The organism is Streptomyces sp. MCA2 (assembly GCF_023544705.1).
GTDB lineage: Bacteria > Actinomycetota > Actinomycetes > Streptomycetales > Streptomycetaceae > Streptomyces > Streptomyces decoyicus.
The window spans coordinates 13,069-38,898 of sequence record NZ_JAMJFM010000053.1; the positions used below are offsets into that span (position 1 = coordinate 13,069).

A 25,830-nucleotide genomic window follows, 5' to 3' on the forward strand; every position below is an offset into this window, starting at 1 on the left:
CGGAGCCACACAGTGCCTCGTTCCACACGAATACGCCGGGCCGCGCTGGCCACGGGCGCCGTCACCGCCCTGGCCGCCACCGTCTTCACCGCGGCCGGCGCCTACGCCGAGACCGCGCCGGCGGCCGCCCCGGACATCGACGTCAAGGCCGTCAAGGCCGACCTCGACCAGTTGCAGTCCATCGCCGACGCCAACGGCGGCAACCGGGCCCACGGACAGCCGGGCCACAAGGCGTCCATCGACTTCCTCAAGGGCAAGCTGGACAAGGCCGGATTCACCACCAAGGTCCAGGAGTTCGACAACAACGGCGCCAAGGGCTACAACCTGGTCGCCGACTGGCCGGGCGGCGACGAGGGCAAGACCGTGATGGCCGGCGCCCACATCGACTCGGTCCCCGACGGCCCCGGCATCAACGACAACGGCTCGGGTTCGGCCGGCATCCTCGAGGTGGCCCTCGCGGTCGCCAAGGCGGAGCTCAAGCCCACCAAGCACCTTCGGTTCGCCTGGTTCGGCGACGAAGAGGACGGCATGGTCGGCTCGCAGGCCTACGTCGACAAGCTCGGCGCCGACAAGTCGAAGATCGACTCGTATCTGAACTTCGACATGATCGGCTCGCCGAACCCGGGCTACTTCGTCTACGACGACGACACCCGCCTGGAGAAGGTCTTCAAGGACTGGTACGCCCAGAAGAACATCGCCACCGAGAAGGAGACCGAGGGCGACGGCCGCTCGGACCACGCCTCCTTCAAGGACGCGGGCATCGCCGTCGGCGGTCTCTTCTCCGGCGCCGACTACAAGAAGACCGAGGAGCAGGCCAAGAACTGGGGCGGCGAGGCCGGCAAGGCCTTCGACGCCTGCTACCACCAGGCCTGCGACACCTCGAAGAACATCGACGAGAAGGCGCTCGACACCAACAGCGACGCCATCGCCCACGCGATATGGGAGCTCAGCTCCTGAGCCACCCGCCCCGCCGCACGGTCAGCACCCGCTGAACCGTCAGCTCTCGCGACCCGGCCGCCGGTCCCCGGCAGCCGGGTCGCGGTGTTCTGCGGCGATACCGAACCGCCGCCGTTCGCCCGGAGCGGACGGGAGCGGCCGCACGGCGGAGACCGTGCTGATCACCTGCTCGTCCTCCGCGCCCTGTTCGCGCCGCCCCAGCTCTTCAAGTAGCTCCAGGTCAGCGGCGGATACCAGCGCCACCAGCGGCTTGCCGTGGCGCGTGACGACCACCCGCTCACCGCCGTAGACAACACGGTTGATCAGATCGGCCAGCTCCGCACGAGCTTGCGTCACCGGAATTTCGTAGGCCATGCTCCCATTCTAACTGGATGTACATCCTGTACATTTTGTACGGAGGAGAGGAGCAGACATGCTGCGACCGACGGCCCGCTATGTCCTTCCGGAGTTCACCGAGCGCACCTCACAGGGGACGCGCACCATGGACCCGTATTCCAAGCTGCTCAGCGAGCGCATCGTCTTCCTGGGCACCCCGATCGACGACGCCTCCGCCAATGACGTGATGGCGCAGTTCATGCACCTCGAACACGCCGCGCCCGAGCAGGACATCTCGCTCTACATCAACTCCCCCGGCGGCTCGTTCACCGCGATGACCGCCATCTACGACACGATGAACTTCGTGTCGTGCGACGTGGAGACCGTCTGCCTGGGGCAGGCCGCCTCCTCCGCCGCCGTACTGCTGGCCGCCGGCGCGCCCGGCAAGCGGCTGGCACTGCCCGGGGCCCGGATCCTGATCCACCAGCCGTCGTTCAGCGAACCGGTCCAGGGGCAGGCCACCGATCTCCAGATCCAGGCGGAGGAGATGCTGCGCACCCGCGACGTGCTGGAGGAGATGCTGGCCAGGCACACCGGCCAGCCCCGCGAGCGGATCGCCGCCGATATCGAACGCGACAAGATCTTCGACGCCCTCGCCGCTCAGGAGTACGGCCTGATCGACGGACTCACCCGCAACCGCAAGCAGTCGGTCCGTGGGCCCGTGGCGCGGTGAGCCCGATGCTGCCCCCCGAACCGCCGCCGCTGCCCGCACTGACCCGCGCCGAGGGCGAGCTGATCGACAGCTATCTGGAGGTGATCGACCTGCTGGGCCGGATCAACCCCACCCGCTGCGGTGGCACCTACAGCGGACTGCGCGCCGCCCAGGCCCTGGTGGGCAAGGCGACCCGCCTACGGGACGCGCTGACACTGATGCACAGCCGGGGCGAGAGCGAGGTGCACCGCGGAACGCTGACCCGGGCACTGCGGGTGCTGGACGGCGAACGCCGGACCGGGCTGGTGACGGTGCCGCCACCCGAGGAAATCTGACGCGACACGCGCCGGAGGCTGCACATACGGCGTAGCGTCCGCGCCCGATGTGGGGAGGTGACGAATTGCGCGGGGCGGACACATTTTCTCCGGCCCTTGATGTTTCGCCCCTGGTCCGGGGGGTGCAAGACCCCGCGCCGCGGCAGCTGAGGGAACAAATCTAACCATTCGGGTCAATTGTGACCCATCTCACATACGGCATTTTCAGCTCGGAATTCGGGTGCTGGGTGCGTGACGATCCCTTCGACGACAAGACCCCGCCACAGCGACGGGGCGGTCCGGACGGGCGCCTAATCCCGCCGCCGTGCCGGATTCCGGTCGACGATGTGGATCGGCGGGAGCGGAGGACCCGAGCAGAGCGGGGCCCGGCCTTCACGGCCGAGGGCTCCTTGGGGTGAAGCCGTGCATACGGCCGGGCATCTTCGCCTGCCCGAACCCGACAGGTCTTCCTTCGCAGGCGGCTGACGAAGGGTTTGCGCATGACCGTGCGCATGCATACGCCGAATCTGCTGGCGCGCGCCGGCACCGTCACCGCTCTGACGCTGGTCACCCTCGGCGGGACCACCATGGCTCCAGGAGCGGCCGGGAACGCCGAAGCCGCGTCCGTATCCGTCCATGCGCTGCGGATCGCGGCTTCCAAGGGAGGATCTCCGTACCGGTACGGCGCCCAAGGGCCGCACGCCTTCGACTGTTCCGGGCTGACGGTGTACTCGTTCAAGCGCGCCGGGCGGGCCCTGCCACGCACCGCCGCCGCGCAGTACAGCCGCACCCGGCACATCCCGGCCTCCTCGCGCCGCCGCGGTGACCTGGTCTTCTTCCACTCGCGCAGCGGTATTTACCACGTCGGTATCTACGCGGGCCGGGGCCGGATGTGGCATGCGCCCAAGGCCGGGAGCGTCGTGCGGCTGGAACGGATCTGGAGCCGCTCGGTCTGGTACGGGCGGGTGCACTGACCTGGCCGTTCATCTCACGATCGGTGAATTGTCGCCGCCGGGTTCGTGCCGGTGGGCGCCGAGGTGCTGAGGTGCCGCACGGCGGTCGTGGCTGTCGTGGACCGGCCGGAGAAGGTTCGGTTGTGCGCCGCCCTCAGGCGAGCGCCAGCTCCACCAGCAGGATGCCTCCCAGCGCCGTGAGCAGCGCCCCGGTGGTGGCCTCCAGGGCACGGGCCACCCGCGGGCGGCGCAGCCAGACGCCCAGCCGGTCGACGAGCAGCGCGACGGCGGGGAACCACACCAGTGCCATGGCGACGACCATCGTCGCGAGCAGCAGCGTCCGGGGCAGCGCGGGCTGTCCCGCCGGGACGAACTGCGGGAGCAGGCTGAGGAAGAGAACAGGGGCCTTGGGGTTGAGCGCATTGGTCAAAAAGCCCTGCCGCAGGCTCTGCGTGGTGCCCAGCAGAGCGGCGGGCCGGGGGCCGTCGGCCGGTGCGGTGCCGGCCGGGCCGTCGGTACCGTCCGTGGTGGCCGCCCGGCGGCGGAAGGCCGCGGCCAGGGCGCGGACACCGAGGTACAACAGGTAGCCGCCGCCGAGGAGTTGGACGGCTCCGAAGAGTGTGGGCACGGCGACCAGCACCGCCGCGAGCCCGGCCACCGCCAGGGCGGTGTGCACCAGCAGCCCGCCCGCGACTCCGACGGCGGTCGCCACCCCCGCCCGGCGCGAGTCGAGCGCATTGCGCACCACGACCGCGAAGTCCGCGCCCGGCATGGCGACCATGCCCGCGGCGACTCCGGTGAAGGCGATCAGCTGTCCGTCCATGAGTGCAGCATCGCCGGTCCGAGCCTTTAATAGGTATTGGCAATGTTCTTGGAGAGCCTAAAGAGATTCTTATGTACGACCCCACACGGCTGGCCGCCCTGGTAGCGGTGGCGGAGGCCGGTTCGATCACCCGGGCCGCCACCCGGCTGGGCTACACCGCTCCCGCGCTCTCCCAGCAGCTCGCCAAGCTGGAGCGGGAGGCCGGGACGGCGCTCCTGGTGCGCCACCATCGCGGGGCTCGGCTGACGGCCGCCGGTGAGCTGCTGCTGGTACGGGCCCGGCGGGTCCTGGACGAGCTGGATCAGGCGCGGCACGAGCTGTCCCGGCTGGCGGGGCTGTCCGGCGGCCGGCTGCGGGTCGGCACGTTCATGACCGCCGGCACGCATCTGCTGCCGCCCGCGCTCAGCGCGTTCCGGCGGGCGCACCCCGATGTGGAGCTGAGCGTGACGGAGTACGTACCGCCGCAGGCGACCGCGGCGGTGGCGCTGGGCGAGGTCGATCTGGCGCTGACACATGAGTATGTGCCGGGCGAGGCGATGCCGGCGCCGGAGGGAGTGCGCCTGGAACCGCTGCTGACCGAGGAGCTGGTGCTGGTCACGGCGCCCGGCCATGCCCTCTCGGCGGGCTCCGGACGACTGCCGCTCGCCGAGCTGGCCGGTCAGCCGCTGGTCAGCATGGCGCCGGCCAATCCCAACCGGCGGGAGGTGGAGTCGGCGCTGGCGGCCGCCGGGGCCAGTGAAGCGGTGCGCTGTGAGTCGCCGAGCTATGCCGTGGTGTGCGCGCTGGTGAGCGCGGGGCTCGGGGTGGCGGTGGTTCCGGAGATGGTGGCGGAGGGGTCGATGACACCGCTGGGGGTCCGCCGGCTGGACCCACCGGAGCTGCACCGCCGGATCTCGGTGGCCTACCGCCCCGGCGGCACCCCGGCCGCCGACACCTTGCGGGCCCTGCTGCGCGGGGCCTTCACCCGCCACTCCCCCGCGCCGTGACGACGGACGGCCGCGGCGGACGGACGGCCGCGGCGGACGGACGGTCTCACGGACGGACAGTTCCGCGGACAGACGGCACAGGGGCCAGACGGTTCCGCGGACGGCGGCCTGCCGCGGGGCCGGCCGCCGTACCGCTCCGCACGGTCGCCGGCTCAGCCCGTCGGCGCCGTGGCCACGATCGTGCCGACCGCCCGGTCGAGCTGAGCAGCCGTCAGGTCCGCGCGGGCGGTGAGCCGCAGCCGGGAGATCCCGTCGGGCACGGACGGCGGCCGGAAGCAGCCGACCGCGAGCCCGGCCGCACGGCAGTCGGCGGCCCACCGGAGCGCCGCTTCCGGCGAGGGGGCACGTACGGAGACCACGGCCGCGTCCGGGCGTACCGCCGTCAGACCCGCCGCGGTGAGCCGCTCGTGCAGCCCCTGAGCGATCCGCACGGCCCGGGTGGCGCGCTGCGGTTCACGGCGCAGCAGCCGTAGCGCCGCGAGGGCACCGCCCGCCGCCGCCGGGGCGAGACCGGTGTCGAAGATGAACGAACGGGCGGTGTTGACCAGATGCTCGATGACCCGGGCCGGTCCGAGCACCACACCGCCCTGGGAGCCGAGCGACTTGGAGAGCGTCATGGTGGCCACCACATCACCGTCACCCGCGAGTCCGGCCGCCCACAGCGCGCCACGGCCCCCTTCGCCCAGCACCCCCAGGCCGTGTGCGTCGTCGACGAGCAGCCCGGCTCCCCGTGTCCGGCAGACCTCGGCCAGCGCGGGGAGCGGCGCGGCGTCCCCGTCGACCGAGAAGACCGAGTCGGTCACGGCGAGCGCCCGGCCGTCGTGGCCGGTCAGCGCGGCACGTACGGCCTCCGGGTCGGCGTGCGGAACGACTTGGGTACGGGCCCGGGAGAGCCGGCAGCCGTCGATGAGGGAGGCGTGGTTGCCCGCGTCGGAGACGATCAGGGCGCCCGGGGCGGTGAGTGCCGTGACGGCGGCGAGATTTGCGGCATAGCCGGAGGACAGCACCAAAGCGGCCTCGAAGCCGCAGAATGCCGCGAGTTCCGTCTCCAGCAGGGCGTGCAGCTCGGTGCTGCCGGTGACCAGCCGGGAGCCGGTCGCGCCGGCGCCCCAGCGGTGTGCGGCCTGGGCCGCACCACGGGTGACCTCCAGGTGCCGGGCGAGCCCTAGATAGTCGTTGCCGGCCAGATCGAGCAGCGGGGAGTCGGCGGGGCGGGGGCGCAGAGTGCGGACGAGTCCGGCGTCCCGGCGCTCGGCGCAGGCCGTATCGAGCCAGTCGAAGGCCGCGTCGTACGCCGCACGGGCGGGCTCGGCGGAGGGCTCGGTGAGCCTCGCCGGGGAGGTGTCGCGAAGCAGCGACGGGGCGGAGTCCTGCGGCATCGGCTTCCTTCGTCTGTCGGCTTCGATTGTGGGCTGTCGATAGACGTTAGCGGTCGTTCCGCAGGCGCACGGTGTGGCGATACACACACCTCGATCGCAGCTCGTTGTGGGAATCCTCCTTGGCCGGGAGCGGTGGCGTGCGTCAGGATCAACGCCATGGACCTGCTGAACACACTGGTGGACAAGGGACTGCGGCGCGAGTTGCCGACCCGCGAAGAGGCACTGGCTGTATTGGCCACCTCCGATGACGAACTGCTCGATGTCGTGGCCGCGGCCGGAAAGGTGCGCCGCCAGTGGTTCGGGCGGCGGGTCAAACTCAACTATCTCGTCAACCTCAAGTCGGGGCTGTGCCCCGAGGACTGCTCCTACTGCTCCCAGCGGCTGGGTTCGAAGGCCGAGATCCTCAAGTACACCTGGCTCAAGCCCGACGACGCCTCCAAGGCGGCCGCCGCCGGGGTGGCCGGCGGCGCCAAGCGCGTCTGCCTGGTGGCCAGTGGCCGGGGCCCCACGGACAAGGACGTGGACCGCGTCTCGGAGACGATCTCCGCCATCAAGGAGCAGAACGAGGGCGTGGAGGTCTGCGCCTGCCTCGGTCTGCTCTCCGACGGCCAGGCCGGCCGGCTGCGTGCGGCGGGCGCCGATGCGTACAACCACAACCTCAACACCTCGGAAGCCACATACGGCGACATCTGCACCACGCACGACTTCTCGGACCGGGTCTCCACCGTCCAGCAGGCCCAGGCGGCCGGTATGTCGGCCTGCTCCGGGCTGATCGCCGGTATGGGCGAGAGCGACGCCGACCTCGTCGATGTGGTCTACGCGCTGCGCGAGCTGGACCCGGACTCCGTTCCGGTGAACTTCCTGATCCCGTTCGAGGGCACCCCGCTCGCCAAGGAATGGAACCTCACCCCGCAGCGCGCGCTGCGCATCCTGGCGATGGTGCGGTTCGTCTGCCCGGACATCGAGGTACGGCTGGCCGGCGGCCGTGAAGTGCATCTGCGCAGCATGCAGCCGCTCGCCCTGCACCTGGTCAACTCCATCTTCCTGGGCGACTATCTGACCAGCGAGGGGCAGGCAGGCCAGGACGACCTCGCGATGATCGAGGACGCCGGCTTCGAGGTCGAGGGCACGGACACCACCACGCTGCCCGAGCACCGCAGGCAGTGCGGTGCCGGGGTGGCCGACCAGGCCGCCGCCGAGGCCGAGGCGCCGGCCACCACCGTCCCGGCACCGTCCGACGAGACCCGCCGTGACCTGGTCTCGGTGCGCCGTCGCGGCGCCGGTACCGACCTGCCCCCCAATGCCTGAGCCGCTCACCCCCGGCGAACTGCTCACGCTCGACCGGCAGCATGTGTGGCATCCGTACGGGCCGATGCCCGGCAAGGCCGCGCCGCTGCTGGTCGAGTCGGCGTCCGGCGTCCGGCTCCGGCTGGCCGAACCGGTCGAGGGCCAGGACGAGTTGGTCGACGGCATGTCCTCCTGGTGGTCGGCGGTCCACGGCTACAACCACCCGGTGCTCAATGACGCCGCGCACGGCCAGCTGGAGCGGATGAGCCATGTGATGTTCGGCGGGCTCACCCACGAGCCCGCCGTGCGACTGGCGAAGCGGCTGGTCGACATCAGCCCGGAGCCGCTTCAGCACGTCTTCCTCGCCGACTCCGGTTCGGTGTCGGTCGAGGTCGCCGTCAAGATGTGCCTCCAGTACTGGCGCTCGCTGGGCAAGCCGCGCAAACAGCGGCTGTTGACCTGGCGGGGCGGCTACCACGGCGACACCTGGCAGCCGATGTCGGTCTGCGACCCGGACGGCGGCATGCACGAGCTGTGGCAGGGAGCGCTGCCGCGGCAGATCTTCGCGGACGCGCCGCCGGCGGGCTTCGACGCCGCGCCCGACGAGGCGTACGCGGCGCATCTGCGGGAGCTGATCGGCCGCCACGCCGAGGAGCTGGCGGCGGTGATCGTGGAGCCCGTGGTGCAGGGCGCGGGCGGGATGTCGTTCCACTCACCCGCCTATCTGCGGGTGCTGCGGGAGGCCTGCGACGAGCACGGCGTGCTGCTCGTCTTCGACGAGATCGCGACCGGCTTCGGCCGTACGGGCGCGCTCTTCGCCGCCGAACACGCGGGTGTCGCACCCGATGTGATGTGTCTCGGCAAGGCGCTGACCGGCGGCTATCTGACCCTGGCGGCGACGCTGTGCACGACGGCCGTCGCGGACGGCATCTCCCGCGGCGCGCTGCCGGTGCTGGCGCACGGCCCCACCTTCATGGGCAATCCGCTCGCCGCCGCCGTCGCCGATGCCTCGATCTCCCTGCTGCTGTCCCAGGACTGGGGACAGGAGGTCAAGCGCATCGAGGCCGGTCTGCGGAACGGTCTGGCAGCGGCCGCTGACCTCCCCGGGGTGCGCGAGGTACGTGTACTCGGCGCGATCGGTGTCGTCCAGCTCGACCACGAGGTGGACATGGCGGCCGCAACCCGGGCGGCGGTCCGGGAGGGCGTATGGCTGCGCCCGTTCCGGGATCTGATCTACACCATGCCGCCGTACATCACCGGCGACGACGACGTGGCGCGCATCTGCGCCGCCGTGTGCGCGGCGGCACGGGAAGGCTGAACACCCGGGCGGCGGTGGCCGGTCGAGGACGCTTCGGCCGCCACCGCCGCTCCCCCTCCCCCTTCCACACGAACCGCTCCCGCAAGAGCCGTTCACCCCACCACCATTCGCCGTAACCGCGCGGGATCGGCCGCGCAGAGTCGGAGGCACACCATGTCGGTGCTGTTCGTGACGGGCACGGGCACGGAGATCGGCAAGACCGTGACCACTGCCGCGATCGCCGCGGCGGCGCTCGCCCAGGGGCGTTCGGTGGCCGTGCTCAAACCGGCCCAGACCGGTGTCACGGCACACGAGAGCGGCGATGCGGCGGAGGTCGAGCGGCTGGCCGGCCCGGTCACCACCGCCGAACTCGCCCGCTTCCCCGACCCGCTGGCACCCGCCACGGCGGCACTGCGGGCCGGTCTGCCGCCGGTACTGCCCCACGAGATCGCCGAGGCCGCCGCCAAACTGGACGCCTCGCACGATCTGGTCCTGGTCGAGGGCGCGGGCGGGCTGCTCGTCCGCTTCGACACGGACGGCCATACCCTCGCCGACGCCGCGCGGCTGGCGGGCGCCCCCGTCCTGGTGGTCGCACAGGCGGGTCTGGGCACCCTCAACGCCACCGCACTGACCGCGCTGGCGCTGCGTTCGTACGGGCTCGACTCCCCGGGCGTCGTCGTCGGCAGCTGGCCGGCCGAACCCGACCTGGCCTCCCGCTGCAATCTCGCGGACCTCCCGGACGCCGCCGGCGCCCCGCTCCTCGGCCTGATCCCGGAGGGCTCCGGCGGGCTCACGCCGCGGGCCTTCCGCGCCGCGGCCGCCGACTGGCTGGCGCCGGTGCTCGGCGGATCGGACGCGTTCCGTATCCCCGCGTGACGCCGGTGCGTCCATTCGTGGTGTCGGCGCATCCCCGCGTGACGCCGACGCGTCCCCGTGACGTCGGCGCATCCTTCGTGACGTTGGCGCATCCCCTCGTGATGTCGGCCCATCCCTTCATGACGTCGGCGGCGTGCTGCCGCGATGGTGGAACGCCGGTACCCCGGTGAACCCCGCCGCGTGGGTGCTCAACGAGGACCTGAGCTGCGCAGCGCGCCCGCGGCGGTCCGCTCGGCTCCCGCCGTCGGCTCGTACGGATGTCCGCACGGCGGATGAGGGAGCTCGTGGCGGCTGGCGGTCCGCCCGGTGGGGAGACTGACAGCAGGAGCGGGCATCGTCGGCGAAAGGGTCGGTCATGTGGCAGCGCAGGAGAGTTCCGCAAGGCAGCGTCCATCACCCCGTGTTCGCCCGCTTCTATGCGAGCTGCTGCGGCCCGGCCGCGGACGCGCGGGCGGGCGTGGCCGTGCTCCGCAGGGAGTTGCTGGCCGGCGCCACGGGCCGGGTCATCGAGGTCGGCGCGGGCACCGGGCTGAACTTCGCGCACTACCCGGGAACGGTCTCGGAGGTGGTGGCGATCGAACCGGAGGCCACGCTGCGGGAAGTGGCCAGGTCGGCGGCGGCGCGTGCGGAGGTGCCGGTGGATCTGGTGCCGGGCGTGGCGGAGGCCCTGCCGGTCAAGAGCGAGGCGTTCGATACGGCGGTGGCGTCGCTGGTGCTGTGTTCCGTGCGAGAGGTGCAGCGGGCGCTGGTGGAGCTGCGTCGGGTGTTGCGTCCGGGCGGTGAGCTGCGGTTCTTCGAGCACGGGCGGGCCGCGGGGCGCGGGCTGGCGGCGGTGCAGTGGTCGCTGGACCGGACGGTCTGGCCGCTGCTGATGGGCGGCTGTCACACCGGCCGGGACCCGCTGGGCGAGATCCGGAAGGCCGGGTTCGATGTGCTGCGGGTGCGTCGGCTGAAGGTGCCGGAGCGCGGGCCGGTGCTGCCCACGTCACCGGCGGTGCTGGGCGTGGCGCGGCGGCCGGCCGACTGAGCGGGCCTCGCTGCGACGAGCTGACGGAGAATCCCCGCGGGGCCACCGGCTGCCCGCTCCTCGCCGCGACCCTCACACCGTCCAGGTGCGCAGCTCGTCCGCGATGGTGCGGACGTCGGCCGTGCCCTCCTTGACGAGGCGGGCGAGTTCGCGGACCTGCTCGGGAGAGGTGGCGATCTTCAGTCCGCTGGCGACGAGATAGCCATAGGCGACGGCGGTCGCGAACATCGCATTCGAGCGCTCCAACGCCGGTACCTGAAGCAGGAGTTGGAGGAGCGAGGCGGCGCGGTCCTGCGGTTCGGTGTAGACGGGCACGCCGAATATCTCGGCTTCATGGCGGCTGACGGCGGCCACCAGAGCGCCCCAGTCGGTGACCTGGGGGTCTCCTGGGGTGTGCTGTTCGGCGATCAGAAGGAGCCAGGCGAGGTCGATGCGCAGCGTCACGTTGTGCCCGGCAGTCCTTCGTGGTTGGTGGTGGTCGCGGCGCCCTGGGCGCCGCCTGGTTCCAGGCCGAATTCCTCGGCGAAGACGCGCTCGTACTGCTTCATGAAGTCGGAGGCGGCCTCGACGAAGGTCTGGCCGACCTCACCGGCGTCCTTGAGGACGAGCTCCTCGATATAGCGATTCATGCTCACTCCCCGCTGTAGGGCACGCTCTCGCGCCGCTTCGGCGGTGGCCTCGTCCACGCGGACATTCAGCTGTGTCTTCGCCACCCCTCCAAGCTAGCGCGCGTCCGCTAGCAGCGGCAAGCTTCGCAGGTCCGCGCCCGGGGCGGGTATCGCGTGGGGCGGGGGACGGGATGGCCGGGGGCAGGGGCCCGGATGGCGGGGGCACAGGGGCCGGAGGAGATCCGGTGCCCGCGCGAGCTGCTCGTGCGGCGCCCGTACCACCGACCCTCCGCGCAGCAACGCAGCAACTCCGGTCTCGCCTCCTGAGTTGGCATCCGTTCGGACGTCCCGCCGATCGGCATGAGCCCGACGCCGTAGCCGGTGGCCGACCGCGCCCCACCCGCGTGCCGTTGCCGATGCCGCCGAAGCGGATGCCGCACGATGTGATCCGTCGTGCGGCCGGGGCCCACCGGCGGGCTCGGCGACTGACCGGACCGCCCACGACCGCCCGGCCCCCAGGAGGACCACCGCAGTGTCCGTCCCAGCCCCCGTCCCGCAGCTCAAGCGCAGCCTGCGGCGCTTCGACATCATGGCGATGGGCGTCGCCGCCGTGATCTCCTTCGATGTGATCGGGCAGATCGCCGCCGGCGGCGGCGAGGCCGTCACCTGGATCGCCGTGATCGCGGTGGCGTTTCTGCTGCCCTACGCCCTGGTCTTCGCCGAGACCGGAGCCGCGTTCCCGCAGGAGGGCGGGCCCTATGTCTGGGTGGAGCTGGCCTTCGGCCGGCTGGTGGCCGCACTGACCACCATGTTCTATTGGGTCACCAATCCCGTCTGGCTCGGCGGCTCGCTGGTCTTCGTGGCCGCGCAGGCATGGGACGGCTTCGTCTTCCCGCTCGGCTCGGGCACGGTGGCGGACCACGCCTTCAAGCTGGTCTTCATCTGGGCCGCCATCCTCACCGCGGTGGTCTCGCTCCGCCGCGGCAAGTGGATCACCACGGCCGGCGCCGGTGCCAAGGTGTCCGCGCTGGCGTTCTTCACGGGCACGGCGTTGGCGTACGGCATCCAGCACGGCTTCCGCGGCCTGGAGGGCGCCGGCTTCTCCCCCACCGGAGCGGGATTTCTGGCGCTGGTGCCGGTGTTGCTGTTCGCCTTCGTCGGCTTCGAGGCGCCCAACGCGGCGGGGGACGAGATGCTGGACCCGCAGCGCGATGTCCCGGTCGCGATCGGGATGTCGGGAGCCATCGCCACCTGCTGCTATCTGCTGCCGGTGCTGGCCATTCTCTCCGCCGTACCGGCCGGTCGGATCACCGGCGTCGGCGGCTTCATGGATGCCGCCCGGCTGGTCTTCGGCGTCTACGGGAGCTGGCGCGGCCCGCTGCTGACCTGTGTCGCCGTGCTGTTCGTGGTGGCGTTGCTGACGCAGGGCAGCGCCTGGATGATCGTCGCCGACCGGATGCAGGCCATGGCGGCCGCCGACGGCGGGTTCTTCAGCCGGGGCCTGGGTGCCTTCCATCCGCGGCTGGGCACCCCGGTGCGGATGAATCTGCTCTCCGGTGTCACCGCCACCGTCTTCATGGCCGCCGCGATGAACCTGGCGAACGGGGATGCCTCGGCCGTCTTCGGCGTGGTGCTGGCCGTCGCGATCACCACACTGCTGCTGTCCTACCTCGCCGTGGTCCCCTCCCTGCTGGCGCTGCGGCTGCGCCACCGCGAGGTGCCCCGGCCGTACCAGGCCCCGTTCGGCACCCGGGGCTTCGCCGTCGCGACACTGCTCGTCTATGCATGGATCCTGCTCGGCTCGTGGGTAGCCCTGTTTCCCGGCACCCTGGAGCAGCTCTTCGGGATCCCGTACGACTTCCGGGCGATCTGGGGCGTCTCCCGGCTCACCTTCGAGACGTTCACTCTCGGCACCGTCGTCCTGCTCCTCGTGGTCGCCGCTGCCGGTTACCTGATCCAGCATCTGCGCGCCCGGCCCCGCGACGAGCGACACAAGGACGGACCGGGCCGACAGCGCCAGGACCGGAGGAGCTGACGGGCGGTCGGCTCCGCCAAGCTCTGTGAACCCTACGACGTGACAGCCGCAAACCCGCGCACAAGACCTTCCACCACCCCCACGTCGGCACGATCACCCTCACCGCCCAGGCCATGCACCTGGAGGGCACACCCCGGGCCAGCGCCTCGGCGTCTACGTCGCCACCCCCGGCACCCCCGACCACGACGCCCTGCTCCTGCTGGACCTGACCGCACCCCAACCGACCCCAAGGTCAGCGGAGCAGAACCCCGAGTCCCACAAACCGTCCTGACCCCAGACGCCGTCAGGAGTCAGGAGTCAGGAGTCAGGTGAAGTGTCCTCACTGGGCGCGCAGGTGGTCGTGCATGGTCCGGGCGACCTGGGCCATGACTGCTTCGGCGGCCGGTTGGGTTGCCGCCGGGACCATGGACTCGGTCAGGGCGGCGATGGCGAAGGTGCCACCGTCGTCGTGCTCGACCACCCCGGTTTCGTGCCGGAGGTTCAGCAGGGTGCCGGTCTTTGATGACCACTTCGAGGCGTCCGAGCTGAAGTCGGGCGCCAGGCGGTGCCGGATCACGTTCTGGCCCATGAGCGAGCGCACCTGCGCGGCCACGCCGGTCGGAAAGCGTGCCGAGAGCCACAGGGCTTCCAGCAGGTCGACGAAGGCGCGCGCGGAGCCCGAGTTCGCTCTGCTCACATCGAGTTGGGGGATCGGGTGGCCGCGTCCTGCCGTGCGTGATCCGATCGCGAGGGAGTGGGCGAGGTGCACATCGCCCGGGTCGAATTGCTCGGCCGGGGTTTCGACGAGGTCGCGCATGCGGTGCCGGACTGCGATGCCGCTGACTCCGGCGTCGCGCAGGGTCCGGTTGACCTCGGTGGGCGGGACCAGGTCGAACAGTGCGTCCGAGGCGGCGTTGTCGCTGAGCGCCGTGCTGAGGTAGAGCAGGTCGTCGACCGCGATGCGCGCGGGGTGACGGAATCTGCTGAGTCCCACCGGCCCCGGGGACGCGATGCGCCCCGGCTCGACGTCGATCATCGCGGCCCCGTCGATGCGCCCGTCGTGGATGCGGTCCAGCACGGCGACGGCGAGCGGCACCTTCACCAGCGACGCGACCGGGAACTCGATATCGGGATCGATGCCGATCTCCTCGCCGGTGGACAGATCGCGCACCAGGAAGGATCCCGACAGGCCCGCTCCGGCGAGAACACCGCGGAGTTCCTGTGTCACTCGCTCGGCGCTCATGCACGCTCCTTGGCATCCGTGGGCGCTCCCAGGGCGCGGGCCACCTGTGTCCAGAGGCCGGCCTGCACCCGTTCCGCGTCGTCACCGGCCACCGCGGACATGTTGTAGCCGCGGGCAACGGGCGTTCCCGCCAGCCGGCGCCAGTACAGCCCCAGATCATGTGCTTGCGCCGCCGAGCAGAGGAGAAAGTCGTCCGTGTGCATCGTCGCGGCCACGGCGGCGGTCAGCGATGCGGCGACCGCGACCTGCGCGGGCACGAGGGCGACACGATGACCGGTCTGCTCCAGACGGTCCCGGATATGGGGAACATCGTCTTCCGGCTGGATCCAGATGCGCCGGAACGCGCGTTGCGCCCTGCCGGGCCGCAGGGTCTCGAGGTGGAGCGGCCCCCTGCCGCTGTCCGTCGGGGAGGCGACGCCGAGCGGCACCGTCCAATCGGCGCCTTCCGGTGGCACCGCGACGAGGGCGGCCCGGACTTCGCGGGACCGGAGCAGTTCCGTGCGTTCCGCGGGGCCGGCGGTACGGAAGTCCAGGAAGGTGTCCTCGTCACGAGCGGCCGCGTCGAGCATCGCCAAGTGCCGGACCGAGCAGGTCTCGGGCACCGCGAGACCGAACGGCCGGAGCTTCGCCTGCTCGGCGTGGTACTCCAACGCCTCCGCCAACTGCACGAGCCGCTTCGCCGACGGGAGCATGTCGCGCCCGAACGCGGTGAGCGCCGCCCGCCGCGTCGAGCGATCGAACAGCCGCTCCCCGAAATGCTCCTCCAGCGCGGCAACCCGTCGGCTCGCCACGGACTGCGGCACGCGGACAGCCTCAGCGCCGAGGGTGAAGCTGCCGCGCTCGCCCACTTGTACGAACACTCGACACGCCGCCACCAGATCCACAATCGGCACCGTATGCCAAAACAGCATGCGAAGCCACGTTTGTGTCTTTGACCGCATGAACTGCTGCCGGAAAGGGTGTCGGACATGATCTCTTCCCAGCGCAGGACAGCCATTGCCGCAGCCACTCTCGTGCTCGCATCGGGCCTGCTGAGCGGATGCACCGGGTCCGGCGACACCGATTCGGCCCGGCCGGCGTCCTCAACCGCCTCGACACCGACCGCCCCGGCCGCATCACGGGAGCGCGCCGCCAAGGCCCTCGCTCAGGTCGAGCGCCGCTTCCATGCCCGCCTCGGTGTGTACATGCTGGACACCGGGACAGGCCGCACGGTGACGTACCGAGCGGGCGAGCGGTTCGCGCACGCCTCGACCTTCAAGGCCCTCGCTTCCGGGGTCGTGCTCAAGCGCAGCACGGACGACGAGCTCAACCGCGTCATCCACTACAGCGCCTCGGCCCTTGAGGAGTACGCACCGATCACCAAGCAGCATGTGGGCACGGGAATGACGCTGCGCGATCTCGTCAAGGCCGCTTTGCAGTACAGCGACAACACGGCCGCCAACCTGCTCCTGGACCAGCTCGGTGGGCCTGCCGGGCTGCAAAAGGCGCTCCGCTCGATGGGAGACACGACGACGCGGGTCGACCGGACCGAACCGGCGCTGAACGAAGCGAAGCCCGGCGACACCCGGGACACCAGCACTCCGCGCGCCCTCGGCACCGATCTGCGCGGCTTCGTCCTCGGCGACGTGCTGCCCGAAGGCCGGCGGCAACTGCTCACGAGTTGGCTCCGCGGGAACACGACCGGGGGCCCCTACATCAGGGCAGGAGTCCCCTCCGGATGGAAGGTCGGCGACAAGACGGGCAACGGCGGGTACGGCACGCGCAATGACATCGCGATCGTCTGGCCGGACCGCGGGGCGCCGATCGTCGTCGCCGTCCTGTCCGACCGCGGCTCCAAGGACGCGGCCTCCGATGACGCCCTGATCAAGGACGCCACGAAGGCCGGCCTCGCCGCCCTCCGCTGAACTCCCGCCGTCGAGCACCCGCCCACGGCCGGTCCCGGCCGTCCGCCCGCGCGGCCGGGACTGCGTCAGTCGTTGTCCGGCGACCCTCCCGGTTCATGTCGCCGCGCGAATCTGGCACGAGCCGCGTCGTGGGCACCGCGCAGCAGCCGCACCACCGTGTCCGTGGTCTTCTCGCCGGGATTGACGACAGCGAGCCAGCCGAGTGCCCCGTATACCGGGTGCGGCAGCACCGTGTCGGCGGCTGTGTAGTCGTGAGGCCGGGTGAGGCTGCGCGGCTCCTCCTCCGTGAACTCCCGGAACGTCGCACGGTCGACGTGGATGTTCACCCGCCACCGTCCCGGAGCGTCGAGGTCGCAAGCGGTGTCGTCGGGGTAGTTCTTGACGACGATCGTTCCGTAGGGCTGAACGTGCTGCGGCAGCTGACCGTCGGGGGCGAAGTAGAAGAAGGCGTCCCCCCACGCGAGCTCGGGAAAGTCGCCGCCCGGCGCCGGGGCGACCACGAGCGCGCCGTCGAAGCCTCGTACGGCCGCGATGATCTGTTCCATACTCATGGTTCAAGCATCACCTTCAAGTGCTTATGTGGGGTTGGCCGATGGACGAGCCGGCGAGCGGTTCGCCACGAGTACCGCTCCGAACCGTCGATGTCGCCAGAGAGTCGGGGTACTCCGTACAACAGGTGCGCGACCTGGAACGGCTGGGAGTCATTCCGGTGGCCGCTCGGTCGGGCAACGGCTACCGCTCCTACACACCGCTTCATGTGCACGCCCTCCGGGCCTATCGAGGCCTCGCGGGTGCGGTGGGGCCGGTCGCGGCCCGGCAGTTGCTCGCGGAGCTGCGAACGGGGACGACCGCGGAGGCCGCGTCGGCGGTCAACGCGGTGCATGTCCGGCTCGCCCGGGAACGCGAGGAGACGCTGCGCGCCCAACGGGCCTTGCGGGCGATCCGGGCCGAAGCGGACACCAGCGCGGCGGACACCAGCGGGTTCGAGCAGGAGAGTGACGCGATGACGATCACGGAGCTCGCCGAAGCGCTCAACGTACGCCCCTCCACCCTGCGGTTCTGGGAGCAGGAAGGACTTGTCACCCCCGAGCGCGTGACATCCCTGCGCGCACGCCGCTACGGCGTGTCAGCCATCGGAGCGGCACGCATCGTGGTGGCTCTCCGTGGCGCCGGCTACGGCATTCCCGCAGTGCGCGAGGCCATGGGCTCCCTCCAGCGGCTCGACGGCCTGGAAGAGACCCAACGCATCCTGCGGCACCGTGTGGACCGGATCGCCACACGAACCATGGCGCTCCTCCGTGCGGGCTCGGACCTGGCCACCGTCGTGGCGTCCGCCCAGGATCCGACGACCGCCCAGCTGCCATAAGGGCGGTGCGGAACTGGCTCACCGCGTCCCGTCCCGGTGTCCCGTCACCGCGTCCCAGGGAAGGTTCGTTTACGCAGGTCAGAGGCGCTACGAACGTTCCAGTGTCCCATTTCCCGCGTCGGCCGTGGCAGCCGGGACGAAGGGCGTCGCAAGCTGAGGTCAGCAAGCAACGACGACCTCATGCCGAAGGAAGAAGTCATGCGGATCCGCTTCGTACGCCGCCGGTTCCGCAACGCCGACGTCACCGATGCGGTGGCTGTGGCCGTACTCGCCGCGTCAGTCGCGACCGTCTTCCTCCTGATCGTCAGCCGTCTCTGACGGCACGCATTCCGACCGCAGCCAACCGAACAGAAGGCACCGGACTCACCATGCCCACCACCCGTCGCGCCACCCATCTCGTCGCCTCCGCCGCCGCCCTGACGGCGGTCCTCGCACTGACCGCCTGCCAGAACGACACCAAGGACACCGGCAGCCCCGCTCCGGCCGCGTCCTCCCAGTCCGCGACCGGTGATCAGGGTGCCCCGTCCCCCTCCAAGGGGAACGGCCCGGCCGAGGGCAGTCACGCGTCCAAGGCCTCCGCGTCGGGCGCCTCCGGCAGCGGGAACGCCGGCAAGAAGGGCCCGGGTCAGGCCGCCGGCCAGGGCTCCGGAAGCCGGACGACGACCGCAGCCTGCACCGGTGCGCACGTCAAGGTCACCGTGACCAAGGTCAAGCGCCCCCTCAACCACATGCTGCTCACCGCCACCAACACCGGCTCCGCGCCCCTGCAATGCCTACGGCGCGCCCTACCTCCGCTGGGACGACGCGCAGTCCGCCACCACGTTCCTCGAAGCCTCCAAGCCGCAGGCCGTGGTCACGCTCGCGCCGGGCGAGTCCGCGTACGCCGGGATCATGTACCAGTCCGCGGACGGCTCGGGCAACAGCGGCCACACTGCCCGCACTCTGGGCGTCCTGTTCGGCAACCGGGCGGGCGACGGCTCCACCGGCCCGGCCGTGCGGCTCTCCCTGCCCAACGGAGGCGTTCTCACCGACAGTTCGGCCTGGGTCACCTACTGGCAGTCCCGCGCCCAGGACGCGCTGACCTGGTGAACGTTCATCACTGAGCACGGTCGGAGCCTGATCACGGCTGGAGCCTGGCCCCGGGTGGCTGCCCGGGGCCGGGTTCAGCCGTTCTCCTTCGGGGCGGCAACCCAGTCGTTGCCGCCCAGCGGGTAGTCGTACTGCGGCCGGCCCTCCATCCCCGCGGTGTGGAACGGCTCCCCGTTGTCGTCGATGCGGAGCGTGCCGTGCCGGTTCCCGCTGGACCACTCCAGCTCCATGTACCAGCGCACCGCCCGGGCCCCGGCGTGCGCGGTGACCTTGAAGACCTCGGGGTCCCGCTCGCTCACCTTGTAGGGGAAGTCCCGCTGTCCGCCCTCCGGCGTGAGCCTCGGCTGCGCAGCGGCCAGGGAAACCCCGAACGTCTTGGGGGTGATGCCGCCACCACAGCCCACGCCCATGCTGAAGGCGTTCCAGGCGGGCGGCGCGGAAGTACTCACCACTCGCACCCGCAGCGCGTGCAGCACCACGGTGTCCTCCCCCGCGCCCTGCACCGACACCTGCACCAGCTGACTCCCCGCCGAGACCGCGCCCAGTGCCGAAATCCAGCCCCGGGCGTCCTGTTCGGAGGGCGGCGGCGGCATCTTGCCCGGTTTCCGGTCGACCAAGTAGCGCTGGCTGCACGGGTCCTCCCAGCGGTACGGGCGGACATCCACACTCACCGGAAGCCCGGTCCGGTCGGCTGCTCCCGGAGTGGTCGCCCCGCCGTCGCCGGGCGCCTGACCTCCGGGCGTATGAGACGGGGGCGGGCTCACGCTCCCCTTTCTGGTCGGCTTCGCGGACGTCGACGGCAACCGGCCGCCCTCGCTCCTCGCCACTTCGTTACCGGCCTCCGGGCTCGCGGTCCGCCCGACTGCCGTCTTCCGGCCGGTCCCGTCCCCGTCGGCGACCAGTCCGGCGGCCAGCGCGGCGGACGCGGCCACGGCGGCCACGGCGATTCCGGCCGCCAGCGCGAAACGCCGCCGGCCGCCGCCGGGCCCCGCCTGGGCCACGGGCCGCCCCTCGGGGCGTATCACTGCGATCCGGCCGGGGGCGGATTCGGAGGCGGCGTCGGAGCCGGAGTCGGAGTCGGAGTCGATCGCGAGAGGGGCCGTTGGCGGCACGGGCGGGGCCCCGGCCTCGGATGTGGACGCAGGGCTGGGCCCGCGCTCAGGCCCGGACCCGGACTGCGGCTCGGACGCGGACTCGGCCTCGCGCCCGGCCCCGGGCCTGGCCCCGGCAACCGTCTCGACCCTCGCGGCAACAACCGTCCTGTCGCCACCCCCTTGCTTACGGTCCCGCTCCCGGCGTCGCGCCTCGTCCGCCAGGATCCACTGCCGATGCAGCTCCACCAGATCGTCCGGTGTCGCCCGGCACAGCCGTGCCAGCCGCTCCAGCGGAGCGTATTGCGTCGGTACCGCATCACCATTGCAGTAGCGGTGCAGCGTCGACGTGCTCATGTGCAGCCGCTTGGCGAGCACCCCGTAGCTTTTCCCGGAGCGGTCCTTCAACTCCTTGAGCAGCGCCGCGACCCCGGACGTTTCCTCAGCCCCCTGCACTGTCAACTCCCTCCCCGCCCACGCGCATCGCGCACGGACCATTCACCCCTACACAACCACCTCGAGCCTCCCCGAGCTGCCCCGACATTGCCAACTTCCCTCTCATTTTCGGACTCTTCAGGCAACGGGTCACCGGGAGACCGGGCGGGCCGCTGCGGCCTTCGTCGCCCCCTACGTGAGAACCATGATCGCGCAAGCCCGCCCGGATCGGCATGCGACGCCGACACCGCACCCTGGCCCCCGCACCGGCCGACGCTCCGCCACCGCGATCCTCGGCCCCGTTCAAACGGGGCTCAGGGGCGGGCCGTCCAGTACCGCTTGAGCACCTCGATCTGTAGGGAGCATTCCAGCGAGGTGACTTCCTCGCTGCCCTCGAAACCGCCGGTGAGGAAGTCGGCGAGGTGCTCCTCGTCGCGAAAGACACCTCCGTAGGTGAAGACCGAAGCGGCCGCCGTGAGGGCGAGGAACCGCGTCGCCGGATGATCCGCGAGGGAGGCGGCGAGGCGCTGCACGGCCCCGGGGCGGCAGCCGATGCTCAGCACCACCTCGACCGCGTAGCCGATGTCCCGTGGATCGATCTCGACGCGGGGACGCAAGAGGCCGGATTCGAGCAGGGCGGCGACGGTGCGGCGGGCGCGGGACTCGGTGATGTCGAGGGTGCGGGCAAGGGCGGAGAAGGGCATCCGGGCGTCGTGGCGCAGGGCGGCGACGGTGTCGCGTTCCAGGCCGGTCAGCGGCGTGTCGCGCGGGTGGGCGGCGCGCTGGACGGTGTTCTGCCCGGCGAGCGCGGCGATTTGATCGGACGTCAGGCGAGGCAGTCGCCAGGCCGATGTGCTGGTGAGCCGGCGCAGCATCCACTCGGTGCGCAGCGTGCGGACCCCCGGCACCGCGGGCAGTTCGGTGGTGAGGGCCCGGGTCGTGTCGGCGCGGGTGGGGCCGTGCAGCATGCAGAAGACGTCCGCCGCTCCGGACGCGAGTGACACGAAGGGGGTGTCGGCGCGCGCGGCGAGGGCTCGTGCCACCTCGGGGGCCCGCCCGGGGTCGGTGCCGATCCACACGGTCGCGGGCAGGCCTTCGGCCAGCAGCGACCACTCGATTTCGCAGATCACCCGCATCGCCCCTTCGTCGACGAGGCGGGCGTAGCGGCGGGCGACGGTACGGGCCGAGCTGTCGAGGACGCGGGCCAGCACGTCGAAGGAGGCCCGGGGGGCGATCTGTAGTGCGGCGATCAGGTCGAGATCGATCTCGTCGATCACGGTGTCCTCCATGGGAACTGGCGCCTCGTCTTCCACAGCTGACGTCGACTGGCGTCGGCCGGTCGGCTCTCGTCGGCTCTCGACCCTAGCCCAGCCTCTGCCGGAATCAGGCACCAGGAGGGACCCTGTGCGGGGATACGGCATCGACGCCGCACCTTGCGCCCGATTGCGTCATTCTATGCCTGCATCGCGCCATTCGGCGTGCTAGCGTGACGAAATACGGCGCACGCGGCACATCGAGTGCACGAAAACGGCACGCAGCACAGGGGCTGATGCCGCGCCGACGGCCACCACGACTGCGGCAAGCGCGACGGCTGCGTCCCGCGCCTGCCGCCACCTGCCCGTGAGGAGAACTCATGAATGCGATCACCCTTGGAGACGTCTCGGTGCTGCGGACGGTGGAGTACGAGGGCACGACCCGGCTGCCGGAGGAGATGTTCGGCGACATACCCGGCGAGGTCTGGGAGGCCCACCAGCCCTGGCTCGCCCCCGACTTCTGGGATGTACGGACGGGACTGCTGAGGTCATGCGTCCAGACCTGGGTGCTGCGCAGCGCCGGCCGGACGATCCTGATCGACACCGGGGTGGGCGACGCCAAGGAACGCCCCGCCATGCCGGCCTTCCACCGGCTGAACACGGGATACCTCGCGCGCCTCGCGGCCGCCGGGGTGACACCGGAGGATGTCGATGTCGTGGTCAACACGCATCTCCATGCCGACCACGTCGGCTGGAACACCCGCCTGGTGGACGGGGAGTGGGTGCCGACCTTCCCGAACGCCCACTACCTCTTCCCGCGTGCCGATTACGACTTCTGGAATCCGGCCAACCACCACGCCCGCCGTATGGAAGAGGCCAACCGCAATGTCTTCGAGGACAGCGTCGAGCCTGTCGTCCGCGCCGGCCTGGCGACACTGTGGGAGGACTCGTTCGTGATCGACGAGAACGTGACCCTGGCCCCGGCGCCCGGCCACACCCCGGGCTCCTGCGTGGTGCTGCTCTCCTCCGGCCAGGACCGTGCCGTCTTCGTCGGAGACCTGCTGCACCACCCGGTGCAGGTGGTGGAGCCCCAGTGCAACAGCTGCTTCTGCGAGGACCCTGCGGGTGCCCGCGAGTCGCGCCACCGGGTCCTCGGCGAGGCCGCCGACGCGGGGCGGATCGTCTTCCCGGCCCATCTGCGCGGTGGGCGGCCGGGGATGCGGGTCGAACGGTCCGGCAGCCGGTTCGCCATCCGCTCCTGGGCGTCGCTGGAGGCCACGGCATGACCGGGGCCCACCACGGTGCCGACCGGCCGGACCCGATCCGCCGGGGCACCGCGCCTCCGCGCGACGCACGGCCCGGTCCCGTCGTGCGCACGACCGGCGGACGGGTACGCGGCCTGCACCAGGACGGTGTGCAGGTGTTCCACGGGATCCCGTATGCCGCCGCCCCCGTCGGCGCCGCCCGCTTCGCGGCACCGGCCCCCGCCCCCGCCTGGCACGGTGTCAGGGACGCCACACGGCCCGGCCCGACCGCGCCGGCCCCGGTCCGCAACGGATTCGGAGGCATGGACCTCAGCCCCGTCACCGGCCCCCCGCCGATACCGGGCGACGCCTACCTCACCGTCACCGTGACCACGCCGGACGCGGGCACGGGCGGACTGCCCGTGCTGGTCTTCGTGCACGGCGGAGGCCTCCTCTCCGGCACCGGCCAGGCGGCCCTCTACGACGGAGGCCCCTTCGCACACAACGGAGTTGTCCTCGTCACCCTCAACTACCGGCTGGGCATCCCGGGTTGGCTCTCCCTGCCCGGCGCCCCGGAGAACCGGGGCCTGCTCGACGTGATCGCCGCACTGCGCTGGGTGGCGGACAACGCCCCGGCCTTCGGCGGCGATCCGCACCGCGTGACAGTGGCGGGCCAGTCCGCCGGCGCGATGATCGTCGCCGCCCTCCTGGCCGCTCCCCCGGCCACCGGACTCTTCCGCCGGGCCATCAGCCAGAGCGGCAACGGTCTGTGCGCCGTCCCGGCCGGCCACAGCCTCGCGATCACGCGTCAGATGTGTGCGACGCTCGGACTGCCGGCCCGCGCCGAGGCGTTCCACGGTGTGGACGAGACCCGTCTGACGGCCGCCTTGCACGCACTCCCGCCCGCCGGTCCCGCGCTCTCCGGCCACTTCGATCCGTCTCTGGGCAACAGCCCCTTCAAACCCGTGATCGACGGCGTTCTGCTGGATCGACAGCCCGCACTCGCCCTCCGTACGGCGGGCCGTGAGGGCTCGGGACCGGTGACGGCACGAGAGCTCCTGATCGGCACCACCACGGACGAGGCGGCCCTCTACACCGTCCCCGGCGGCGCGATCAGTTCGATGACCACCCGCACGCTGGACGCCATCGCGGCACGGCGCTCCGCCCGGCCGGAGGCCCTGCTGGCCCACTACCGCGCCCGGCTCCCGGGAGCCGGGCCGGGCGAGTTGGCGACCCGCCTGATGACCGACCTGTACACCGCCGGGAGCCGCGCACTCGCGGACGCCCACAGCGCCCTCCCGGGCACCCGGACCTTCGCCTACACCTTCGCCTGGCGGTCCACCGCCTTCGACGACCAACTCGGCGCCTGCCACTGCGTCGAGCTGCCCTTCGCCTTCGACCGCACGGACCTCCCCGCACTGCACGGCGCACGCGCCCTCCTCGGCCCCGACCTGCCGGACCGTGGTGTCGCGGACCTCGCGGCCCGCACCCACGCCGCCTGGGTCGCCTTCGCCACCCACGGCGACCCAGGCTGGCAGCCCTACGACTCCGGCCGGCAGGCCACCATGCGCATCGACCGCACCTGGCGCCTGCACCACGGCACCCCCACCTCGGCCGGCACAGGAGAACCGGCATGACCCCGACCTCCCACCACCGCACGGCCTCTCCCGGCCGCACCGCGCGGACCACGGACGTGCCGTCGGCACCAGTGGCTTTCCCGCCCTTCGCCCGCCGGGGCCCCGTTCTCCAGGTCTCGGGACAGGGCGCGCTCGACCCGGCGACCGGCGCCGTCCTGCACACGGGAGACGTCGCGGCACAGACGACGTGTGCGCTGGAGAACGTCCGTGCCGCGCTGACGGCCGGCGGTGCCTCTCTCACGGACCTCGTGATGCTCCGGGTCCATCTGACGGAACGCGAGCACTACGCGGCGATGAACGAGGCCTACGGACGCTTCGTCGACCGCTGCTTCGGCACCGGGCCGCGGCCGTGCCGCACCACCGTGAAGGTCGGGCTTCCGCTCGCCGGCATGCTGGTCGAGATCGATGCGCAGGCGGTGGTCGGTTACTGAGCGTTGTTTTCCCGGCCCGCCGTCGGCAGGAGTACGGAGCCTTTGGCGGCCGGGCCGAGCGGCGCTCCCCCGCACGCCGGCTGCCTTTGCCGGCGCCGCGTCAGTTCCGCCCGGAGGCCCCCTGTCTCGTCGACCGGAAGGGCGTCGTGCCAGGCAGGCGTTCCAGGCAGGCGTTCCAGGCAAAGGGCATTCTCGCAGGTCAAGGCCCCTCCCGGCATTCCAGCGTTCTTAGTTGGCCCGGAATCATTGCCGCGCGGACACCCCGCCCCGCAGGCTGTGCACAGCATTGCCGAACCGGGAGCCGCACTGCGCAGCCGCATCCGCACCCGCTTCCGCATCGACTCCGCATCGACGGTTTTCTCGCCGTCGCCTCCATCACCGGCAGTGCCGACCCGCTCGCCAACCGCTCAACCGCTCAACCGCCACCGAAGTCCCACGGGGAGACGTACCACCATGCACCGCAACCGGCCCCACGCCCGCCACCACCGTCTGAACTAGCTGAACTAGCAGGACCAGCTGGACTGCGCGGGCTTCTCCGCATGCTTCACGAACGATTCGCACTATTCCCGATTCATGCGGGTGGGGGAGA

Annotated in this window: 25 protein-coding genes, 2 pseudogenes and 1 riboswitch; of the genes and pseudogenes, 17 read left to right on the forward strand and 10 right to left on the reverse strand. The window is 71.5% G+C overall.

Features of this window, described 5'->3' with window-relative positions; translation table 11 throughout:
- Positions 1-12 precede the first annotated feature (12 nt).
- On the forward strand, positions 13-957 hold the full coding sequence (locus M8I34_RS32850) for a M28 family metallopeptidase (protein WP_250055800.1): 945 nt from the start codon (positions 13-15) through the stop codon (positions 955-957).
- Between the two features lie 39 nt (positions 958-996).
- Here M8I34_RS32850 and M8I34_RS32855 read toward each other — a convergent pair whose 3' ends face one another.
- The gene (locus tag M8I34_RS32855) at positions 997-1,311 is read right to left on the reverse strand and encodes a type II toxin-antitoxin system Phd/YefM family antitoxin (protein ID WP_244417206.1); all 315 of its coding nucleotides are present in this window, start codon (positions 1,309-1,311) and stop codon (positions 997-999) included.
- A 58-nt stretch (positions 1,312-1,369) separates the two neighbouring features.
- Here M8I34_RS32855 and M8I34_RS32860 point away from each other — a divergent pair, with 58 nt between their 5' ends.
- The 3 genes from M8I34_RS32860 (at position 1,370) to M8I34_RS32870 (ending at position 3,272) form a co-directional block, all read left to right on the forward strand.
- Positions 1,370-2,005 (forward strand): ATP-dependent Clp protease proteolytic subunit, encoded by a 636-nt coding sequence (locus M8I34_RS32860; RefSeq protein ID WP_250055801.1) that lies wholly within the window; start codon positions 1,370-1,372, stop codon positions 2,003-2,005.
- 5 nt (positions 2,006-2,010) lie between these two features.
- A complete protein-coding gene (locus M8I34_RS32865; RefSeq protein WP_030076198.1) occupies positions 2,011-2,319 on the forward strand; it encodes a hypothetical protein in 309 nt (102 codons plus the stop codon).
- Between the two features lie 277 nt (positions 2,320-2,596).
- Positions 2,597-2,794: riboswitch (cyclic di-AMP (ydaO/yuaA leader) on the forward strand.
- A 4-nt stretch (positions 2,795-2,798) separates the two neighbouring features.
- The gene (locus M8I34_RS32870; protein WP_250055802.1) at positions 2,799-3,272 is read left to right on the forward strand and encodes a C40 family peptidase; all 474 of its coding nucleotides are present in this window, start codon (positions 2,799-2,801) and stop codon (positions 3,270-3,272) included.
- 133 nt (positions 3,273-3,405) lie between these two features.
- Here the strand turns inward: M8I34_RS32870 and M8I34_RS32875 are convergent, their stop codons facing one another.
- Complete coding sequence (locus M8I34_RS32875) at positions 3,406-4,074, reverse strand: LysE family translocator (RefSeq protein WP_250055803.1); 669 nt, start codon at positions 4,072-4,074, stop codon at positions 3,406-3,408.
- Positions 4,075-4,145: 71 nt separating this feature from the next.
- Here M8I34_RS32875 and M8I34_RS32880 point away from each other — a divergent pair, with 71 nt between their 5' ends.
- Positions 4,146-5,060 carry a LysR family transcriptional regulator gene (locus M8I34_RS32880; RefSeq protein ID WP_250055804.1) on the forward strand — a complete coding sequence of 305 codons (915 nt, stop codon included), beginning with the start codon at positions 4,146-4,148 and terminating at the stop codon, positions 5,058-5,060.
- A gap of 152 nt (positions 5,061-5,212) precedes the next feature.
- Here the strand turns inward: M8I34_RS32880 and M8I34_RS32885 are convergent, their stop codons facing one another.
- A complete protein-coding gene (locus M8I34_RS32885; protein WP_250055805.1) occupies positions 5,213-6,439 on the reverse strand; it encodes an 8-amino-7-oxononanoate synthase in 1,227 nt (408 codons plus the stop codon).
- Positions 6,440-6,595: 156 nt separating this feature from the next.
- On the opposite strand from M8I34_RS32885, the gene bioB reads away from it, so the two are divergent.
- The 4 genes from bioB to M8I34_RS32905 all read left to right on the forward strand — a co-directional run bounded on the left by bioB (position 6,596) and on the right by M8I34_RS32905 (position 10,926).
- Entirely contained in the window at positions 6,596-7,747 is a 1,152-nt protein-coding gene (gene bioB, locus M8I34_RS32890) for a biotin synthase BioB (protein WP_250055806.1), read from the forward strand.
- The gene (locus M8I34_RS32895; RefSeq protein ID WP_250055807.1) at positions 7,740-9,044 is read left to right on the forward strand and encodes an adenosylmethionine--8-amino-7-oxononanoate transaminase; all 1,305 of its coding nucleotides are present in this window, start codon (positions 7,740-7,742) and stop codon (positions 9,042-9,044) included. The genes bioB and M8I34_RS32895 overlap by 8 nt, the downstream gene beginning before the upstream one ends.
- A gap of 105 nt (positions 9,045-9,149) precedes the next feature.
- Positions 9,150-9,899, forward strand: coding sequence for a dethiobiotin synthase (bioD, locus tag M8I34_RS32900; RefSeq protein WP_308372733.1), 750 nt, complete (start codon positions 9,150-9,152; stop codon positions 9,897-9,899).
- 355 nt (positions 9,900-10,254) lie between these two features.
- Entirely contained in the window at positions 10,255-10,926 is a 672-nt protein-coding gene (locus tag M8I34_RS32905; RefSeq protein ID WP_250055809.1) for a class I SAM-dependent methyltransferase, read from the forward strand.
- 72 nt (positions 10,927-10,998) lie between these two features.
- Here the strand turns inward: M8I34_RS32905 and M8I34_RS32910 are convergent, their stop codons facing one another.
- Together M8I34_RS32910 and M8I34_RS32915 are read right to left on the reverse strand one after the other, a co-directional pair.
- Positions 10,999-11,370: a hypothetical protein gene (locus M8I34_RS32910; protein WP_030985195.1), complete on the reverse strand. Its 372-nt coding sequence runs from the start codon at positions 11,368-11,370 to the stop codon at positions 10,999-11,001.
- Positions 11,367-11,639 (reverse strand): toxin-antitoxin system HicB family antitoxin, encoded by a 273-nt coding sequence (locus tag M8I34_RS32915; protein WP_244417226.1) that lies wholly within the window; start codon positions 11,637-11,639, stop codon positions 11,367-11,369. The genes M8I34_RS32910 and M8I34_RS32915 overlap by 4 nt, the downstream gene beginning before the upstream one ends.
- A gap of 427 nt (positions 11,640-12,066) precedes the next feature.
- Between M8I34_RS32915 and M8I34_RS32920 the strand changes: the two genes are divergently transcribed.
- Positions 12,067-13,569 carry an APC family permease gene (locus M8I34_RS32920; protein WP_250055810.1) on the forward strand — a complete coding sequence of 501 codons (1,503 nt, stop codon included), beginning with the start codon at positions 12,067-12,069 and terminating at the stop codon, positions 13,567-13,569.
- A gap of 15 nt (positions 13,570-13,584) precedes the next feature.
- Positions 13,585-13,840: pseudogene (locus M8I34_RS32925) on the forward strand (transcriptional regulator); the annotation flags it as partial.
- 48 nt (positions 13,841-13,888) lie between these two features.
- Here the strand turns inward: M8I34_RS32925 and M8I34_RS32930 are convergent.
- Together M8I34_RS32930 and M8I34_RS32935 are read right to left on the reverse strand one after the other, a co-directional pair.
- Positions 13,889-14,791: a serine hydrolase gene (locus tag M8I34_RS32930; RefSeq protein WP_250055811.1), complete on the reverse strand. Its 903-nt coding sequence runs from the start codon at positions 14,789-14,791 to the stop codon at positions 13,889-13,891.
- Positions 14,788-15,732 (reverse strand): LysR family transcriptional regulator, encoded by a 945-nt coding sequence (locus M8I34_RS32935; protein ID WP_250055812.1) that lies wholly within the window; start codon positions 15,730-15,732, stop codon positions 14,788-14,790. The genes M8I34_RS32930 and M8I34_RS32935 overlap by 4 nt, the downstream gene beginning before the upstream one ends.
- Positions 15,733-15,759: 27 nt before the next feature.
- On the opposite strand from M8I34_RS32935, the gene bla reads away from it, so the two are divergent.
- Positions 15,760-16,695, forward strand: a complete 936-nt coding sequence (bla, locus tag M8I34_RS32940) for a class A beta-lactamase (RefSeq protein ID WP_250055814.1) — start codon at positions 15,760-15,762, stop codon at positions 16,693-16,695.
- Positions 16,696-16,760: 65 nt separating this feature from the next.
- Here bla and M8I34_RS32945 read toward each other — a convergent pair whose 3' ends face one another.
- Entirely contained in the window at positions 16,761-17,240 is a 480-nt protein-coding gene (locus tag M8I34_RS32945) for a DUF6194 family protein (protein ID WP_250055889.1), read from the reverse strand.
- Between the two features lie 47 nt (positions 17,241-17,287).
- Between M8I34_RS32945 and M8I34_RS32950 the strand changes: the two genes are divergently transcribed.
- Together M8I34_RS32950 and M8I34_RS32955 are read left to right on the forward strand one after the other, a co-directional pair.
- A complete protein-coding gene (locus M8I34_RS32950) occupies positions 17,288-18,061 on the forward strand; it encodes a MerR family transcriptional regulator (protein WP_250055816.1) in 774 nt (257 codons plus the stop codon).
- Between the two features lie 819 nt (positions 18,062-18,880).
- Positions 18,881-19,150: pseudogene (locus tag M8I34_RS32955) on the forward strand (DUF4232 domain-containing protein); the annotation flags it as partial.
- A 74-nt stretch (positions 19,151-19,224) separates the two neighbouring features.
- On the opposite strand, the gene M8I34_RS32960 reads toward M8I34_RS32955, so the two are convergent.
- Both M8I34_RS32960 and M8I34_RS32965 read right to left on the reverse strand, forming a co-directional pair.
- On the reverse strand, positions 19,225-20,697 hold the full coding sequence (locus M8I34_RS32960) for a transcriptional regulator (RefSeq protein ID WP_250055818.1): 1,473 nt from the start codon (positions 20,695-20,697) through the stop codon (positions 19,225-19,227).
- A 293-nt stretch (positions 20,698-20,990) separates the two neighbouring features.
- Positions 20,991-21,965 carry an Lrp/AsnC family transcriptional regulator gene (locus M8I34_RS32965; RefSeq protein ID WP_250055820.1) on the reverse strand — a complete coding sequence of 325 codons (975 nt, stop codon included), beginning with the start codon at positions 21,963-21,965 and terminating at the stop codon, positions 20,991-20,993.
- Between the two features lie 344 nt (positions 21,966-22,309).
- Between M8I34_RS32965 and M8I34_RS32970 the strand changes: the two genes are divergently transcribed.
- The 3 genes from M8I34_RS32970 to M8I34_RS32980 are packed head-to-tail and all read left to right on the forward strand — an operon-like array spanning position 22,310 to position 25,241.
- The gene (locus M8I34_RS32970; RefSeq protein WP_250055822.1) at positions 22,310-23,215 is read left to right on the forward strand and encodes an MBL fold metallo-hydrolase; all 906 of its coding nucleotides are present in this window, start codon (positions 22,310-22,312) and stop codon (positions 23,213-23,215) included.
- A complete protein-coding gene (locus M8I34_RS32975; RefSeq protein WP_250055831.1) occupies positions 23,212-24,810 on the forward strand; it encodes a carboxylesterase/lipase family protein in 1,599 nt (532 codons plus the stop codon). The genes M8I34_RS32970 and M8I34_RS32975 overlap by 4 nt, the downstream gene beginning before the upstream one ends.
- On the forward strand, positions 24,807-25,241 hold the full coding sequence (locus tag M8I34_RS32980; RefSeq protein WP_250055833.1) for a RidA family protein: 435 nt from the start codon (positions 24,807-24,809) through the stop codon (positions 25,239-25,241). Before M8I34_RS32975 ends, M8I34_RS32980 begins: the two co-directional genes overlap by 4 nt.
- Positions 25,242-25,830 lie beyond the last annotated feature (589 nt).

Bases quoted from the DNA above. Each gene is read 5' to 3' on its own strand.
- M8I34_RS32945 (WP_250055889.1), bottom strand. From the start codon at position 17,240: ATGGAACAGATCATCGCGGCCGTACGAGGCTTCGACGGCGCGCTCGTG.
- M8I34_RS32855 (WP_244417206.1), bottom strand. From the start codon at position 1,311: ATGGCCTACGAAATTCCGGTGACGCAAGCTCGTGCGGAGCTGGCCGAT.
- M8I34_RS32950 (WP_250055816.1), top strand. From the start codon at position 17,288: ATGGACGAGCCGGCGAGCGGTTCGCCACGAGTACCGCTCCGAACCGTC.
- M8I34_RS32865 (WP_030076198.1), top strand. From the start codon at position 2,011: ATGCTGCCCCCCGAACCGCCGCCGCTGCCCGCACTGACCCGCGCCGAG.
- bioB (WP_250055806.1), top strand. From the start codon at position 6,596: ATGGACCTGCTGAACACACTGGTGGACAAGGGACTGCGGCGCGAGTTG.
- M8I34_RS32885 (WP_250055805.1), bottom strand. From the start codon at position 6,439: ATGCCGCAGGACTCCGCCCCGTCGCTGCTTCGCGACACCTCCCCGGCG.
- M8I34_RS32980 (WP_250055833.1), top strand. From the start codon at position 24,807: ATGACCCCGACCTCCCACCACCGCACGGCCTCTCCCGGCCGCACCGCG.
- M8I34_RS32905 (WP_250055809.1), top strand. From the start codon at position 10,255: ATGTGGCAGCGCAGGAGAGTTCCGCAAGGCAGCGTCCATCACCCCGTG.
- M8I34_RS32935 (WP_250055812.1), bottom strand. From the start codon at position 15,732: ATGCGGTCAAAGACACAAACGTGGCTTCGCATGCTGTTTTGGCATACG.
- bla (WP_250055814.1), top strand. From the start codon at position 15,760: ATGATCTCTTCCCAGCGCAGGACAGCCATTGCCGCAGCCACTCTCGTG.
- M8I34_RS32895 (WP_250055807.1), top strand. From the start codon at position 7,740: ATGCCTGAGCCGCTCACCCCCGGCGAACTGCTCACGCTCGACCGGCAG.
- M8I34_RS32880 (WP_250055804.1), top strand. From the start codon at position 4,146: ATGTACGACCCCACACGGCTGGCCGCCCTGGTAGCGGTGGCGGAGGCC.
- M8I34_RS32870 (WP_250055802.1), top strand. From the start codon at position 2,799: ATGACCGTGCGCATGCATACGCCGAATCTGCTGGCGCGCGCCGGCACC.
- M8I34_RS32930 (WP_250055811.1), bottom strand. From the start codon at position 14,791: ATGAGCGCCGAGCGAGTGACACAGGAACTCCGCGGTGTTCTCGCCGGA.
- M8I34_RS32860 (WP_250055801.1), top strand. From the start codon at position 1,370: ATGCTGCGACCGACGGCCCGCTATGTCCTTCCGGAGTTCACCGAGCGC.
- M8I34_RS32970 (WP_250055822.1), top strand. From the start codon at position 22,310: ATGAATGCGATCACCCTTGGAGACGTCTCGGTGCTGCGGACGGTGGAG.
- M8I34_RS32875 (WP_250055803.1), bottom strand. From the start codon at position 4,074: ATGGACGGACAGCTGATCGCCTTCACCGGAGTCGCCGCGGGCATGGTC.
- M8I34_RS32965 (WP_250055820.1), bottom strand. From the start codon at position 21,965: ATGGAGGACACCGTGATCGACGAGATCGATCTCGACCTGATCGCCGCA.
- M8I34_RS32975 (WP_250055831.1), top strand. From the start codon at position 23,212: ATGACCGGGGCCCACCACGGTGCCGACCGGCCGGACCCGATCCGCCGG.